This is a genomic window from Gordonia sp. OPL2 (genome assembly GCF_003797825.1).
Lineage (GTDB): Bacteria > Actinomycetota > Actinomycetes > Mycobacteriales > Mycobacteriaceae > Gordonia.
This window is the reverse complement of the sequence record NZ_RKME01000002.1, coordinates 143576-158159: the sequence shown is the minus strand read 5'-3', so window position 1 is coordinate 158159 and position 14584 is coordinate 143576. Positions and strand designations below refer to the sequence as shown.

The window sequence follows — 14584 nt, the reverse complement described above, 5'->3', positions numbered from 1 at the left end:
TAATTGAACTAGAACTATATGATTCCGGTGTGTTGATCCGCATCGATCCGACGTCGCGCGCGCCACTGTTCGAACAGGTGGCCGCCTCCGTGCGGGGTGCGATAGCCCGCGGCGAGGTGACGAGCGGCGAGCGGCTGCCCGCGGCACGCGAACTCTCGGCGTCGCTCGACATCAATCTGCACACGGTTCTGCGGGCCTACCAGACGCTGCGAGACGAAGGTGTCGTCGAACTACGTCGAGGGCGGGGTGCGGTCGTCACGGGCGGCGCGGTCGGCCGCGCCGAGCTCGTCGACGCCATCGACCGGCTCATCGGACTCGCACGGCGGCTCGACATCGCGCCTGCTGCGCTGAGCGCGGAGATCACAGAGAGGTGGACGACATGACCGAGGCATCACGACGCGCGGGTGCCGGCGTGGCCGGACCGACGGCACGGGATCGGGGCGTCGTGGTGGCGCTGGCAGTGCTCCCGTCGCTGGTGGCCGGTGTCGCGGGCGCGGCGCTGCTCGCGAGCTGGCGTGACGATCTGCCGAATCCGGTCGCCACGCACTGGTCCTCGGACGGCGCCGACGGATTCACCGACCCAGGGATCGTGATGGCCGCGCCCGTCGTCATCGGAATTCTCGGCGCACTCGTGGGCGGCGTCCTCTGCGCACGACCGACCGATCGGAGCGTCACTCGCTCAGTTGTGGGAATCGTTGCCGGAGTGGTGCTCTCGACGATCGGCGTCGTGGTGCTGACAACGTCGGTGCAGCGCGGTGTCACCGACGCGGCGGACGTTGCGACCCCGCAATGGCAGATCGGCTGCGCCCTCGCCGTCGGTGTGGTGTGCGGGATCGGCCTGGCCGCGGCCGTCCCCGGATGGCGCACGGATATCTCGGATGACGTCGGGGTCCGGCCGGAGCTGATGCTCGGCGCGGGGGAGCGGTTCATGTGGACGCGGGCGGTGTCGATGTCGGCGGGGGCCTCGATGGTGCTCGGTGTGGCGGTCGTGGTGCTGACGACCCTCACCGTCGTCCTGCGTTCGTGGATCGTCCTGGCCGCTCTGTTGGTGGTCGTCCTCGCCTCGCTGATGACGTGGACCGTCCGGGTGACCGTCGATCAGTCGGGTGTGCGGATTCGCGGGCTGCTGGGATGGCCGCGGACGGATGCGCCGATGTCGACGATCGATCACGCGGAGGTCGTGTCCGTCCGGGCACTTCGTGACTTCGGTGGCTATGGATACCGGATCGCCGTGCGGGGAGATCTCAAGGGTGTCAAGGGTTATGTGTTCCGGTCGGGTTCGGCGCTTCTGGTGGCCCGGCGCTCGGGAGCACGCGAGGTGATCGTCGTCGACGACGCCCGGACGGCGGCCGGGTTGATCAATCACGTTGTGCGTCACGGGGGACCAGCGGCACCGCGATGAGTGGTGTGATCGCGGTGAGCGCGAACGCGATGGGGAATCCGGCGGCACCGATGATCGCGCCCAGGACGGGTGTGCTCGCCGCGGTGGCCAGGTATTGCGCGGTGTTCTGGATGGCGAGTCCCCGACCGCTCCAGCCGGGGCCGGCGAACTCCGCGATCGCGGTGAACGCCAGTCCGTTGTCGGCCACCGAGGCCACGGTGGCCAGCACCATCACCACCGGTGCGATCGGACTGTGCAGCCAATCGGTCAACGCCAGCACCGCAGTCGACATGGCCGCGGCCACGGCGATGACCCGGATCGGTCGCATGCGCGAGCCCCAGATGTCCGAGACGCGTCCGGCGACGATCCGTCCGACCGCACCGACGATCTGGGTGATCGTGACCAACGCACCGGCGGCAGCGGGCGCCCAGTGATGGGCGACGATGAGCCAGGTGGGCACGAACGTCCACATCATCGACTGCGGAATCACCAGCAGCACACTGACCCCGTGTACGCGTGCCAGGAAACCGCCTGCACGATAGGGATTGTCGGCTGCCGTCGATCCCGTCGCCGAGGATGACGTCGCGGCAGGCGGATCGACGATGCCGACGACGCAGGCCAGCAGGCCGATTACGGTCACGGCGACCGGCACCAGCAGTGCCGCCGTCACTCCCGAGTGAGCCGCGATCAGCGGCATCGTGAGCGCGCACACCGCGATTCCCAGCGGCTGCGCCATCTGCCGCACGCCCATTGCTGTGCCGCGCTGTCGGGCGGGGAACCAGCCCACCACGATTCGGCCACTGGCACCGTTGGCCGCACCTGCTCCGAGTCCGCCGACGAACAAGGCCGCACCCAGCACCCAGTAGGGGGCGTCGAGGGCGGACACAGTCGCGGCGGCGCACGTCCCGGCCAACGTGATCAGCAGCGAGATGATCAGGACGCGACGCTCACCGAATCGGTCCAGCAGAGCCCCCCACGGGATGATGAGCAGCATGAGTCCGATCGTGGGGATCGTGGCGAGGATCGACGCCTGCGAGAGCGAGACCCCGTGCTGGGTGTGGAGCGCCGGGATGAGGTATGCCACACCGCTCACCGCGCAGGTCGTCGTCATCGCGGCGACCAGTGCGCAGCACAGCATCGTCCACCGACGACGTGGTGTCATCGCCGCGTCGGATGCCGCATCGTCCCGGAACGTAGTGTCATTCCCCACACCCACGGCTACACCTCATCTCATATAGTGAAACAAACTGCCCACATTCTAGAACTCGGCGCGACTCGAACCAACCTGAGTCCCGCGGGTTGAGACGGGGGCGGTGCGATAATGTCGTCCCATGCGTTTAGGACGAGTTGCCAGCCCGGATGGTGTCGCATTTGTCGCCGTCGACGATGCCGATGACGGCCCGCGGGCGCGCGAGATCGCCGAACACCCCTTCGGTACGCCGACGTTCACCGGACGCTCGTGGGCACTGGCCGACGTGCGGCTCCTCGCGCCGATCCTGGCGTCCAAGGTGATCTGCATCGGCAAGAACTACGCCGCACACGCCGCCGAGATGGGCGGGGAGGCGCCGGCGGACCCGGTGATCTTCCTCAAGCCGAACACCTCCATCATCGGGCCGGAGGTCCCGATCGTGCGTCCGCCCAACTCGGAGCGGGTCGATTTCGAGGGTGAGCTGGCCGTGGTGATCGGTCAGCCGTGCAAGAACGTGAAGGCCGCCGACGCGAAGGGCGTGATCCTCGGATACACCGTCGGCAACGACGTCACCGCCCGCGACCATCAACAGGCCGACGGCCAGTGGACCCGGGGCAAGAGCTATGACACCTTCTGCCCGCTGGGGCCGTGGATCGAGACCGAGTTCGATCCCGGCGACGTCGAGCTGATCACCGAACTCGACGGTGAGATCAAACAGCGTTCACGCACGTCGTTGATGGTGCACGACATCGGCGCGATCGTGGAGTGGATCTCGCGGGTGATGACCCTGTTGCCAGGGGACGTGATCCTCACCGGAACCCCGGAGGGCGTGGGTCCGATGCAGGCGGGGCAGCGCGTCTCGGTCACCGTCGAGGGACTCGGCACCCTGAGCAACCCGGTGGTGGACAAGGCATGAGGGGGCCGAAGACCGCGCGCGTCAACGGCATCGAGATCGCCTACGACGAGGCCGGGGACGGTCCGCTCGTGGTGCTGGTGATGGGGACGGGCAGCCCCGGACGGGTCTGGCACGCGCATCAGCAGCCCGCGCTGGTGAAGGCCGGCTACCGGGTCGTGACATTCGACAACCGCGGCATCGTGCCGTCGTCGGAGTGCGTCGAGGGGTTCACGCATGACGACATGGTCGCCGACACCGCCGCGCTCATCGAGCATCTCGGCGGCGGCCCCGCGCTGGTGGCGGGTACGTCCTTGGGTGCGCGGATCACCCAGGAGCTCGCGCTCGCCCGCCCGGACGTGGTCAAGGCGGCCGCGATGATCGCCACCTATGGCCGCAACACGCCTCTGCAGCAAGCGATCTCGGCTGGCGAGCGAGCGCTCTACGACAACAAGATCACCTTGCCCGCGGACTATGAGGCGGCGATCACCGCGCATCTGAACCTCTCACCGCACACCCTCGACGACGATCGGGCCGCCAAGGACTGGCTCGACGTCATCGGATTCTCGCCGCAGACGGTGACCGCGGGGGTACGCGCGCAACTGGGCTTGCACGACCGCGAGGCCGACCGGCTGAGTGCGTATCGCGGCATCTCGAGGCCCGCGCTGGTGATCGGATTCGCCGACGACCGCACGCTGCCGCCGAAACTGGCCAGGGAGGTCGCCGAGGCGATTCCCGGCGCGCGCTACGAGCTCGTCGAGAAGGCCGGACACTTCGGCTATCTCGAGCAGCCTGCCGAGGTGAACCGGCTGCTGCTCGACTTCTTCGCCACGCACCGCTGAGGGACCACCTCGTCGGATGGGCGGTCCGGGCGGGTCGGATGATTCGATACCCTGACCGTCATGAGTGCCTCTGACGTGCGCGTCCGATTCTGCCCGTCGCCGACCGGAACACCCCATGTCGGGCTGGCCCGGACCGCGTTGTTCAACTTCGCCCAGGCCCGCCACGACGAGGGCACCTTCGTGTTCCGCATCGAGGACACCGACGCCGCCCGCGACAGCGAGGAGTCCTACGCGGCGATCCTCGACGCCCTGCGCTGGCTGGGACTCGACTGGGACGAAGGTCCCGAGGTCGGCGGACCGTACGGGCCGTACCGGCAGTCGCAGCGGCGTGACATCCATCTCGACGTCGTCACGCGCCTGGTGGAGGCGGGCGAGGCATACGAGGCCTACTCATCGCCGGAGGAGGTCGAGGCACGTCACCGCGCGGCCGGGCGTGACCCGAAACTCGGCTACGACAACTTCGACCGGGACCTGACCGACGAGCAGCGTGCCGCATTCGCCGCAGAGGGGCGCAAACCCGTTGTGCGACTGCGGATGCCCGACCACGACATCACCTGGGACGATCTCGTGCGCGGCACCACGACGATCAAGGCGGGCACAGTCCCCGACTTCGCGCTCACCCGGGCGAGTGGTGACCCGCTCTACACGCTCGTCAATCCAGTCGACGACGCGTTGATGAAGATCACGCACGTGCTCCGCGGCGAGGATCTCTTCTCCTCCACCCCGCGGCAGATCGCCCTCTACGACGCGCTGATCCGGATCGGCGTGGCCGAGCGGGTCCCGGAGTTCGGGCACCTCCCGTTCGTGATGGGGGAGGGCAACAAGAAGCTGTCCAAACGTGATCCGCAGTCCAATCTCTTCCACCATCGGGATCGCGGGTTCATTCCCGAGGGACTCCTGAACTATCTCGCGTTGCTGGGCTGGGGCTACTCGAGCGAGACCGATGTCTTCTCGCTCGACGAGATGGTCGCGGCTTTCGATGTGCGCCAGGTGAACTCCAATCCGGCGCGCTTCGATCAGAAGAAGGCCGACGCCATCAATGCCGAGCACATCCGCCGGCTCGACGTCGATGACTTCACCACCCGACTCAGGGAATACCTCGTCGGCCAGGGCAAGCTCGCCGAGCCGATCGACGACGCGTCGTTCGCAGTGCTCGCCGAACTCGTCCAGACCCGCATCCAGGTCCTCGGGGACGCGTGGCCGCTGATGTCGTTCCTCTATGTCTCGGACGACGACTTCACCATCGACGAGAAGTCGGCCGCCAAGAACCTCGGTACCGACGCCGGTGAGGTCCTCGACGCCGCGACCGCTGCGCTCGACGGATTGACCGAATGGAGGGCCCCCGTGATCGAGGAGGCCCTCAAGACGGCTCTCGTCGACGGACTGGGGCTCAAACCCCGGAAGGCCTTCGGTCCGGTCCGGGTGGCGGTGACCGGTTCGCAGGTGAGCCCGCCGCTGTACGAGTCGATGGAACTCCTCGGCCGGGGCAAGAGCCTCGCCCGACTGGCGTCGGCGCGGGAGATCGTTCCCATTTAGGGCGTTGACCTGCCGATTTGTGGTTTACCGGTATCCCTTTGGTACTCTTCTCCTCGGTCCTTTTCGGACCGGATGCCAGGAGCGAGAGCCCCCGGCAGGCGGGTCCGAATGGTAAACCCTTGGGGTATGGTGTAATTGGCAACACAGCGGTTTCTGGTACCGCCATTCTAGGTTCGAGTCCTGGTACCCCAGCGAACTGCCGGATGTGCACCTCGAGTCGAGGTACACGCCCGGAGGTTCACAACTGAAGATCGTTCTAGGGCCCCGTCGTCTAGCGGCCTAGGACGCCGCCCTCTCAAGGCGGTAGCGCGGGTTCGAATCCCGTCGGGGCTACAGAAGGCGAACACCCCTCCTCTGCACTGATGCGGAGGAGGGGTGTTCTGCTGTCACGGGCCGTCGACGCGGATCACGAGGCGGGTGCGGTGCTCCCCGAGACGGGCATCTCGGGGAGTCCGAGCTTGCGGTGATCCCAGGAGCGGACACGGTCGGGCACGAGACGGACCGCGACCCGCTTGTTCATCATCTGCTCCACGAACGGCCGGGACTCCTCGGTGTAGGGCGCTGTGTAGCGCTCCCAGACGCTGATGCCGACCTTCAGGCAGGAGTCCGGGTCGTCGAGGATCTCCGCCGTTCCCTCGAACGAGACACCGCGGAGGGTGTCGTAGGTGTCGCCGTCCTCGATCAACACCGTGCACCGGCTGTTGCGCCGCAGATTGACTGCCTTCTGGGACTTGGCCTTGGTCTCGAACCAGATCTCGCCATCGACGACCCCGTACCACATGGCCACGAGGTGGATGCTGCCGTCGGGGCCGGTGGTGGCGAGGGTGGCGGTGCGGCTCGAGGCGACGAAGTCGGTGATCTCCGTCTCGGACATGACGATCTGAGTGCGCTGATTGACTCCCATGTATCGACGCTAGCCGACGGCGCCGGGTGCCTACGTGCCGACCTGCGTGGGGCGCGAGGGACAGTCGTCCGCGGTTCAGGTGCGACTGGGCTGCAGTCGCTTGTGGATCGCGTCCGCGGCGGCCAGCAGGTCGGCGGCCCAACGCGCCCCCGGCCGGCGGCCCATACGGTCGATCGGCCCGGACACCGAGATCGCGGCGACGACCTCACCCGTGCCGTCGCGAACGGGTGCCGACACGCTCGCCACCCCAGCCGCACGTTCGCCTGCGCTCTGCGCCCAGCCACGGCGGCGGATCTCGTGCAGCGCACGTTCGCTGAACACGCTGTCGTGCAACAGTGCTCGTTGTGTCGAGGGCTCGGCCCAGGCCAGCAACACCTTTGCGGCCGAGCCGGCGCTCATCGGGAACCGGGTACCGACCGGCACGGTGTCCCGCAGTCCGGTCGGAGGTTCCACCGCGGCGATGCAGATGCGTTCGGCTCCCTCTCGCCGGTAGACCTGGACGGATTCACCGGTGATCTCGCGCAGCCGGGGCAGGACCATCAAGGCGGACTCACGCACGGGATCGTGGGCGGAGGCGGCGAGTTCGCTGAGCGCCGGTCCCGGATACCACCGTCCGGCGGCGTTGCGGGCGAGTAGTCGATGGGTCTCCAGGCCGACCGCGAGTCGGTGTGCGGTGGCGCGCGGCAGACCTGTGCGGTCGCACAACTCGGTCAGATTGCAGGGGGTGTCCGCGATGGCTCGGAGAACGATCACCGATTTGTCGAGGACACCGATTCCACTGCTGGGTGCCGATGCGCTATCCTGTCCCATAGGACGATACTAGCGTTCCAGATAGTGAGATGCACGTTTCGTCGCCCTGCGAGACGTGCCGTGAATCCGAAACAGATGTGAGTACAGCCATGAGTTACAGCCCCGACACACCGCGTACTCTCGCCGAGAAGGTGTGGGACGACCATGTCGTCGTCCGCGGCGACACAGATGCTTCCGGGAATCGCAATCCCGATCTGATCTACATCGATCTGCACCTCGTGCACGAGGTGACCAGTCCCCAGGCGTTCGACGGACTCCGGCTCGCCGGTCGCCCGGTCCGCCGGCCCGATCTGACGATAGCCACCGAGGACCACAACGTCCCCACGGTCGACATCTTCAAGCCGATCGCCGACGAGGTCTCGCGCACACAGGTCGAGACGCTACGCCGCAATTGCGAGGAGTTCGGTATCCGACTGCACCCCATGGGCGATGCCGAACAGGGCATCGTTCATGTCGTCGGTCCCCAGCTCGGACTGACCCAGCCCGGTATGACGGTCGTGTGTGGCGACAGCCATACCTCGACGCACGGTGCGTTCGGTTCGATCGCCATGGGCATCGGCACCTCCGAGGTCGAACATGTCCTCGCGACACAGACTTTGTCGTTGCGTCCCTTCAAGACCATGGCGATCACCGTCGACGGTGAGCTCGCCCCCGGCGTGACGAGCAAGGACCTGATCCTCGCCGTCATCGCCGAGATCGGCACCGGCGGCGGCCAGGGCTATGTGCTCGAGTATCGCGGTCCGGCGATCGAGAAGATGTCGATGGAAGCGCGAATGACCATCTGCAACATGTCGATCGAAGCAGGTGCCCGGGCCGGGATGATCGCGCCCGACCAGGTCACCTACGACTTCCTCCGCGGGCGACCGCATGCGCCCACCGGTTCCGATTGGGATGCAGCGGTCGAGTATTGGGACAGTCTGCGTACCGACGACGACGCCGAGTTCGACGCCGAGGTGCACATCGACGCGACACAGTTGACGCCGTTCGTGACATGGGGCACGAATCCCGGCCAGGGTGCACCTCTCGGTGCTCGCGTCCCCGACCCGGCGGAGATCGCCGACGAGAACGCCGCCAGCGCAGCGAAACGCGCCCTGGAATACATGGATCTCGCGCCCGGCACCCCGCTGCGGGAGGTGAAGGTCGACACGGTGTTCGTCGGCTCGTGCACCAACGGCCGCATCGAGGATCTGCGCGCGGTGGCCGACATCCTCAGGGGCCGCACGATCGCCGACGGCATGCGGATGCTGGTGGTCCCGGGGTCGATGCGGGTTCGCGCACAGGCCGACGAGGAGGGTCTCGGTGAGATCTTCACGGCGGCCGGAGCCGAATGGCGCCAGGCCGGGTGCTCGATGTGCCTGGGGATGAACCCCGATCAGCTCGCCCCGGGCGAACGCTGCGCGTCGACATCGAACCGCAACTTCGAAGGGCGGCAGGGCAAGGGGGGTCGCACCCACCTGGTGTCGCCTGCGGTCGCGGCGGCGACCGCGGTCCGCGGCACTCTCTCGGCTCCCTCGGATCTGAGCTGATCCGGTTCGGCCTCACACCTACACACGATCGGACATCCTCATGGAACCCTTCATCACCCACACCGGGATCGGTGTGCCGCTGCGTCGCAGCAATGTCGACACCGACCAGATCATCCCGGCCGTCTATCTGAAGCGGGTGACCCGCACGGGCTTTGAGGACGGACTCTTCGCCGCGTGGCGCAATGATCCGGACTTCATCCTCAACAACGAACCGTGGGCCCGGGGCTCGGTCCTGGTCGCCGGACCGGACTTCGGCACCGGGTCGTCCCGGGAGCACGCCGTGTGGGCTCTGTCGGACTTCGGTTTTCGGGTGGTCATCTCGTCTCGCTTCGCCGACATCTTCCGCGGGAACGCGGGCAAGGCGGGCCTCGTGGCGGCCCAGGTCGAGCAATCCGACGTCGAATTGCTGTGGAAGCGCCTCGAAGAGCAGCCGGGGCTGGAACTCACGGTCAGTCTTGCCGATCGGACCGTGACTGCGGCAGACCTCGTGGTGCCGTTGGCAATTGATGACTACACACGCTGGCGTCTGATGGAGGGTCTGGACGACATCGGACTGACGTTACGCCAGGTAGAGGCCATTTCCGACTTCGAGAAGTCGCGCCCGTCATTCACGCCGGTGACCCTCGGCACGTGATCTGAGGCAGCCGCGCGAGCTGATCTGACCCACTCCCAGGAACGTGATTCCTGCTTTCGATTTCGCAACATGCCTGGTTAATTGGCGTGGAAGATGGACGTTTTCGAATTCGGCGTTTACCGTGTGGAGATAGCTGACCATAGAGAAGGGGTCAGATTCAGCTTGCGGAGGTAATCAATGAACAAGGCAGAGCTCATCGATGAGCTGACCAAGAAGCTCGACGCGGATCGCAAGACTGCGACTGCCGCAGTCGAGCTCGTCGTCGACACGATCGTTCGCGCGGTCAACAAGGGTGAGAGCGTCACCATCACCGGCTTCGGCGTCTTCGAGAAGCGCAAGCGGGCACCGCGCGTCGCCCGCAACCCGCGGACCGGCGAGACCGTGAAGGTGCGTGCCACTTCGGTTCCGGCGTTCCGTCCCGGCGCTCAGTTCAAGGCCGTCGTCGCCGGCAAGCAGAAACTGGCATCCACCGGTCCCGCTGTGAAGCGCGGCAGCGGTGCGACGACCACGACCGCAGCCAAGAAGACCGCTGCCAAGAAGGCGCCGGCGAAGAAGACGGCGGCCAAGAAGGCTCCGGCCAAGAAGGCCACGACCGCAGCGAAGAAGGCTCCGGCCAAGAAGGCCACGACCGCAGCGAAGAAGGCTCCGGCCAAGAAGACCACGACCGCAGCGAAGAAGGCTCCGGCCAAGAAGACCGCTGCCAAGAAGGCACCGGCCAAGAAGGCTCCCGCCAAGAAGACCGCTGCCAAGAAGGCACCGGCCAAGAAGGCAACTCGACGCTGAGTCGTCCGACACCGCGCATCAGCCCCGACGTACTTCCCTCGTCGGGGCTGATGTGTGTTCGCGGGATGTCGGTCCGCAGCGGCGCCGGCCCGTGCCTCGACCGGGTTCAGGACTCCGGGTGATCGGTGTCGGGCAGTGCGCTGTCGATGTGGTCGGCGGCGACGAGCCGGCCACCGACGGTGGACAGCACCCACACGCTGCCCTTGCGATTGCGCTTGGCCGGCAAGGCGACCTCGTCACGCTCCGACCACCAGTCCATCATCGGCGGGATGACCTTGCCCTGGCTGCACACCGCGTGGATGGCCGAGGTGTCCTCGGCGATCTCACGGATACGTCGATGGGCCGCCGCGGGATCCGAACGGTAGGCCTCCTCGGTGAGCGTCGGCTCGGCGACGACACCGACGCCGAGATCCTCCGCCAGTGGCGCGAGCGTCTGTTCACACCGCACGCGGTCCGCCGAATGCAGTCGCTCGGCACCGAAGACCGGGAGCAGGTCGGCGAGTGCCCGGGCCTGGTGGCGGCCCAGTCGATCCAGCGGCCGCAGCCGATCGTCTCCCTTGTACTTCGATCGCTGCCCGGCGTGGGCGTGGCGCACCAGCAGCAGGATGTGCGCGTCGGCCGGAAGCCGGCGGAACTCGGCGAGGACCGACCGGTCGAGTCGATGGGTCAGAAGCCCGGGCGCGGCATCGATCTCGACCCACCGCAGTTCGTCGACCTCGTGATCGGGCTCGAAGTCACCGCCGAGGGCACGCGCCGACCAGTAGCGGACGCGCTTCTGGTTGCCGTTGGGCAACCGATATCGGACGTCACGCAGGTGGCGTCCCAGTCGCGCCAGTTGCCCGGTCTCCTCACGGATCTCGCGCGCTGCGGTGGCGACCAGTGTCTCGTCCGGATCGATCTTGCCCTTGGGCAGCGTCCAGTCGTCATAGTCGGGGCGGTGCACCACACCGATCTCGACACCGCTGTCGCGGGTGGGACGCCACAGGACACCGCCCGCAGCCCACACCGTCTTCGTCGTCTTCGACATCGAAGCGAATCCTAGAGCGTCCGGGTTACGCGAACGGTTACGGGTTCGGGTCCGGGCGACGACGATTACGCCGGATCATCTGACGCTGATGATCGCGGACCTCTTCGCCGGCGGCGGGAGAGGCCACCCAGCTGCCGTCCGACTGCAGGACCCAGCACCGCGTCCGCGGATCGAGTGCCGACGCGAACATGTCGGCCAGCTCTGAGGTCAGGCGATCATCGCGCACCTGGGCCATGACCTCCACCCGACGGTCGAGGTTGCGGTGCATCATGTCGGCGCTGCCGATCCAGTATTCGTTCTGCGCCGCGAAATACAGGATTCGGGAGTGTTCGAGGAACTGACCGAGAATCGAGCGGACCACGATGTTCTCGCTGACGCCGGGCATTCCGGGTCGTAACGCGCAGATCCCGCGGACGACGATCTCGACGGGTACGCCGTTCTGCGACGCCCGATAGAGCGCGTCGATCACCTGCTCGTCGACGAGTGCGTTCGCCTTCAACTGGATGCGCGCGGTGCGGTCGCCCTGACGGAATCGCTCGATCTCTTCGTGTATCCGGGCGATGATGCCCGACCGAATCCCGTGTGGCGCCACCAGGATGTTGCGGTACTCCTTTTTTCGGGAGTACCCGGTCAGGGTGTTGAACAGGTCCGTCAGGTCGGCGCCGATGTCGGGCGCCGCGGTGAACAGGCCGACGTCCTCGTAGAGCCGCGCCGTCTTCGGGTTGTAGTTGCCGGTGCCGATGTGGCAGTACCGCCGGATCGACGAGCCCTCGCGTCGGACGACCAGGCAGGTCTTGCAATGTGTCTTGAGCCCGACGAGGCCGTACACGACATGGACGCCGGCCTGCTCGAGTTGTCTGGCCCACTTGATGTTCGCCTGCTCGTCGAACCTGGCTTTGATCTCGACCAGCGCCACGACCTGCTTGCCCGCCTCGGCGGCATCGATGAGCGCGTTGACGATGGGTGAATCGCCCGAGGTCCGGTACAGCGTCTGTTTGATGGCCAGCACCTGCGGATCCGCCGCTGCCTGCTCGATGAAGCGCTGCACGCTCGTCGAGAACGAGTCGTAGGGGTGATGGACGAGGACGTCGCCTTCCCGCAGCGTCGAGAAGACGCTCTTCGGTGTCTCGCGTTCGCCGAACGCCGGATGGGTCGCCGGGACGAACGGACGATCCTTGAGCTGCGGGCGGTCCAGGCCGTAGATCTCGAAGAGACAGGACAGATCCAGCAGACCGGGGACTCCGATGACGTCGGCGGGATTCACGTCGAGTTCGCGGAGGAGGAGTTCGAGCATGTGCTCGCTCATGTCGTCGGCGACCTCGAGGCGGACCGGCGAACCGAAGCGACGGCGGGCGAGTTCGCGCTCGAGTGCCTGCAGCAGATCCTCGTCGCGGTCTTCCTCGACCTCGAAATCCGCGTTCCGGGTGATCCGGAAGACATGGTGCTCAACGATTTCCATGCCGGGGAACAGGTGCTCGAGATTCGCCGCGATCAGCGTCTCCAGGGGCATCAGGACCACTTTGTCGTCGGTGCGCTTCGACTTGTCGCCGCTGTCGCGCATCAGCCGGTCGACGCGCACGAAGCGATTGACATTGTCGGGCACCTTGACACGGGCGAAGTGCTCACCACCCTCGGTGGCGTCCTTCACGGTGACGGCGAGATTCAACGAGAGTCCGCTGATGTACGGGAAGGGATGCGCGGGGTCGACGGCCAGCGGGGTGAGGACCGGGAACACGTCCTCGTGGAAATACTCGACCAGGCGTACCTTCTGCTCCTCGGTCATCTCGGCCCATGTGACGACGTGGATGTCGTTGTCCACCAAGGCAGGACGCACCGAGTCGAGAAAGACGCGGGCGTGGCGGTCGGCAATGGTCTGGGTGCGGCCGGCGATCCGGAGGAGCTGTTCACGCGGCGAGAGTCCGTCGGCGGACCGCACCGACAGGCCCGTCTCGTCGCGACGTTTGAGGCCGGCGACCCGGACCATGAAGAACTCGTCGAGGTTCGAGGAGAAGATGGCGAGGAATTTCGCCCGCTCCAGCAACGGCATCGACGTGTCCTCGGCCAGGGCGAGCACCCGGGAGTTGAAGTCGAGCCAACTCAGTTCGCGGTTGAGGTAACGGTCTTCGGGCAGGTCGGCGGACTCATCGGGGACCAACGTCGCCGCCGGAGGCGCTCCGGGGATGGACGTGATCGGCTGGGTGGCGATGTCGTCGGCTGGGCTCACCGTTCAATCATGACGCATCTTTGGTCACCGGGGCATGCCTGTCCGGTGTCCGGGCGCGGTCGGCTCGCCGACGGTGCCGGCCGACCGGCGGTGCGTCGGTGTCCCGAGGGTGCCTCGACATCGTCGCCGAGGTGTGTCTGCCCACGCCGAGGGCGTCGGCTGCCTCGAGGTCGGTCTCGGTGTCGACGTCGGTGCGCAGGTCCGGCCAGAGCAGGTGGTCCGCATCGAGTTCGACGGCACCGGCGAGCCGGTGGGCGGCGGCCGAATCCGGCCCGAAGCGGGGCGGTTCCGCGATGTGGGCGGCGCGGATCAGCATGGTGGTCCCGGTGCCGGCGCGATCGGTCAGCACCGACTGGACGTGCCCGGCAGCCGCGCCGAGAACATCACGGATGCTCTCGGCGCGGGCGGCGGGCAGGTCCGCCTGTACACAGATGACCCGGGTGATCCTCGGCCACCGGTCTCGGGCGGTCGCAGCGCCCTGGGAGAACGCGAGATTCAGGCTGTCGGCACCGACTGCCGACGATGACATCTCCGGAACGCCGATCGCCCCCACCGACCGCGCCGCATCGAGGACCAGCTCGTCCGGACTGACCACGACGACCCGGTCGATCCCGGCGCCGGTGATCGCGTCGAGGGTGTCCAGCAACATCGCGAGGACCAGAGCGCGATGTGGTCCGGCGTCGGCGCGACGGCGACTCGCGGCGAGCCGTGACTTCGCCTCGGTGAGATGTTTCACCGCGAGAACTGCGACGACATCACCGGAGGTTCCGTCCGCGGCGCGCACGCCGTCCCGGCGAACGGCTGACGTCGAATCCATGGGGACCATGATGCCGATC

14 protein-coding genes and 2 tRNA genes are annotated in these 14584 nt (G+C 66.9%); 10 read left to right on the top strand and 6 right to left on the bottom strand.

Translation table 11 applies throughout. The annotated features are described in order from the left end of the window. Positions 1–29 precede the first annotated feature (29 nt). Both EEB19_RS03805 and EEB19_RS03800 read left to right on the top strand, forming a co-directional pair. Positions 30–383, top strand: coding sequence for a GntR family transcriptional regulator (locus EEB19_RS03805; protein ID WP_187583345.1), 354 nt, complete (start codon positions 30–32; stop codon positions 381–383). Then, positions 380–1402 carry a hypothetical protein gene (locus tag EEB19_RS03800; RefSeq protein ID WP_187583343.1) on the top strand — a complete coding sequence of 341 codons (1023 nt, stop codon included), beginning with the start codon at positions 380–382 and terminating at the stop codon, positions 1400–1402. Before EEB19_RS03805 ends, EEB19_RS03800 begins: the two co-directional genes overlap by 4 nt. Here EEB19_RS03800 and EEB19_RS03795 read toward each other — a convergent pair. Next, on the bottom strand, positions 1359–2543 hold the full coding sequence (locus tag EEB19_RS03795; protein ID WP_187583596.1) for an MFS transporter: 1185 nt from the start codon (positions 2541–2543) through the stop codon (positions 1359–1361). The two genes, EEB19_RS03800 and EEB19_RS03795, sit on opposite strands and share 44 nt — an antisense overlap. A 169-nt stretch (positions 2544–2712) precedes the next feature. On the opposite strand from EEB19_RS03795, the gene EEB19_RS03790 reads away from it, so the two are divergent. The 5 genes from EEB19_RS03790 (at position 2713) to EEB19_RS03770 (ending at position 6173) form a co-directional block, all read left to right on the top strand. Beyond that, complete coding sequence (locus EEB19_RS03790) at positions 2713–3486, top strand: fumarylacetoacetate hydrolase family protein (protein WP_187583341.1); 774 nt, start codon at positions 2713–2715, stop codon at positions 3484–3486. Beyond that, a complete protein-coding gene (locus EEB19_RS03785; RefSeq protein ID WP_187583339.1) occupies positions 3483–4304 on the top strand; it encodes an alpha/beta fold hydrolase in 822 nt (273 codons plus the stop codon). The genes EEB19_RS03790 and EEB19_RS03785 overlap by 4 nt, the downstream gene beginning before the upstream one ends. 60 nt (positions 4305–4364) lie before the next feature. Further along, the gene (gltX, locus tag EEB19_RS03780; protein WP_187583337.1) at positions 4365–5840 is read left to right on the top strand and encodes a glutamate--tRNA ligase; all 1476 of its coding nucleotides are present in this window, start codon (positions 4365–4367) and stop codon (positions 5838–5840) included. A gap of 120 nt (positions 5841–5960) precedes the next feature. Further along, positions 5961–6032, top strand: a tRNA-Gln gene (locus EEB19_RS03775). Between the two features lie 68 nt (positions 6033–6100). After that, positions 6101–6173 (top strand) — tRNA-Glu (locus tag EEB19_RS03770). Positions 6174–6246: 73 nt separating this feature from the next. Here the strand turns inward: EEB19_RS03770 and EEB19_RS03765 are convergent. Continuing rightward, on the bottom strand, positions 6247–6744 hold the full coding sequence (locus EEB19_RS03765) for a PPOX class F420-dependent oxidoreductase (RefSeq protein ID WP_187583335.1): 498 nt from the start codon (positions 6742–6744) through the stop codon (positions 6247–6249). A 75-nt stretch (positions 6745–6819) separates the two neighbouring features. Then, the gene (locus EEB19_RS03760) at positions 6820–7554 is read right to left on the bottom strand and encodes an IclR family transcriptional regulator (protein ID WP_187583333.1); all 735 of its coding nucleotides are present in this window, start codon (positions 7552–7554) and stop codon (positions 6820–6822) included. An 89-nt stretch (positions 7555–7643) separates the two neighbouring features. On the opposite strand from EEB19_RS03760, the gene leuC reads away from it, so the two are divergent. The 3 genes from leuC (at position 7644) to EEB19_RS03745 (ending at position 10497) form a co-directional block, all read left to right on the top strand. After that, the gene (leuC, locus tag EEB19_RS03755) at positions 7644–9080 is read left to right on the top strand and encodes a 3-isopropylmalate dehydratase large subunit (protein ID WP_187583331.1); all 1437 of its coding nucleotides are present in this window, start codon (positions 7644–7646) and stop codon (positions 9078–9080) included. A gap of 40 nt (positions 9081–9120) precedes the next feature. Then, positions 9121–9714: a 3-isopropylmalate dehydratase small subunit gene (leuD, locus tag EEB19_RS03750; RefSeq protein ID WP_187583329.1), complete on the top strand. Its 594-nt coding sequence runs from the start codon at positions 9121–9123 to the stop codon at positions 9712–9714. Positions 9715–9891: 177 nt separating this feature from the next. After that, positions 9892–10497: an HU family DNA-binding protein gene (locus EEB19_RS03745; protein WP_187583327.1), complete on the top strand. Its 606-nt coding sequence runs from the start codon at positions 9892–9894 to the stop codon at positions 10495–10497. Positions 10498–10603: 106 nt separating this feature from the next. On the opposite strand, the gene EEB19_RS03740 is transcribed toward EEB19_RS03745, so the two are convergent. Genes EEB19_RS03740 through cofC form a run of 3 tightly spaced genes read right to left on the bottom strand, consistent with a single transcriptional unit; the run spans position 10604 to position 14565 of the window. After that, positions 10604–11524 carry an NUDIX domain-containing protein gene (locus EEB19_RS03740; protein WP_187583325.1) on the bottom strand — a complete coding sequence of 307 codons (921 nt, stop codon included), beginning with the start codon at positions 11522–11524 and terminating at the stop codon, positions 10604–10606. A gap of 37 nt (positions 11525–11561) precedes the next feature. Continuing rightward, positions 11562–13748 carry an RNA degradosome polyphosphate kinase gene (locus tag EEB19_RS03735; protein WP_187583323.1) on the bottom strand — a complete coding sequence of 729 codons (2187 nt, stop codon included), beginning with the start codon at positions 13746–13748 and terminating at the stop codon, positions 11562–11564. A gap of 7 nt (positions 13749–13755) precedes the next feature. Next, positions 13756–14565, bottom strand: coding sequence for a 2-phospho-L-lactate guanylyltransferase (gene cofC / locus EEB19_RS03730; protein ID WP_187583321.1), 810 nt, complete (start codon positions 14563–14565; stop codon positions 13756–13758). Positions 14566–14584 lie beyond the last annotated feature (19 nt).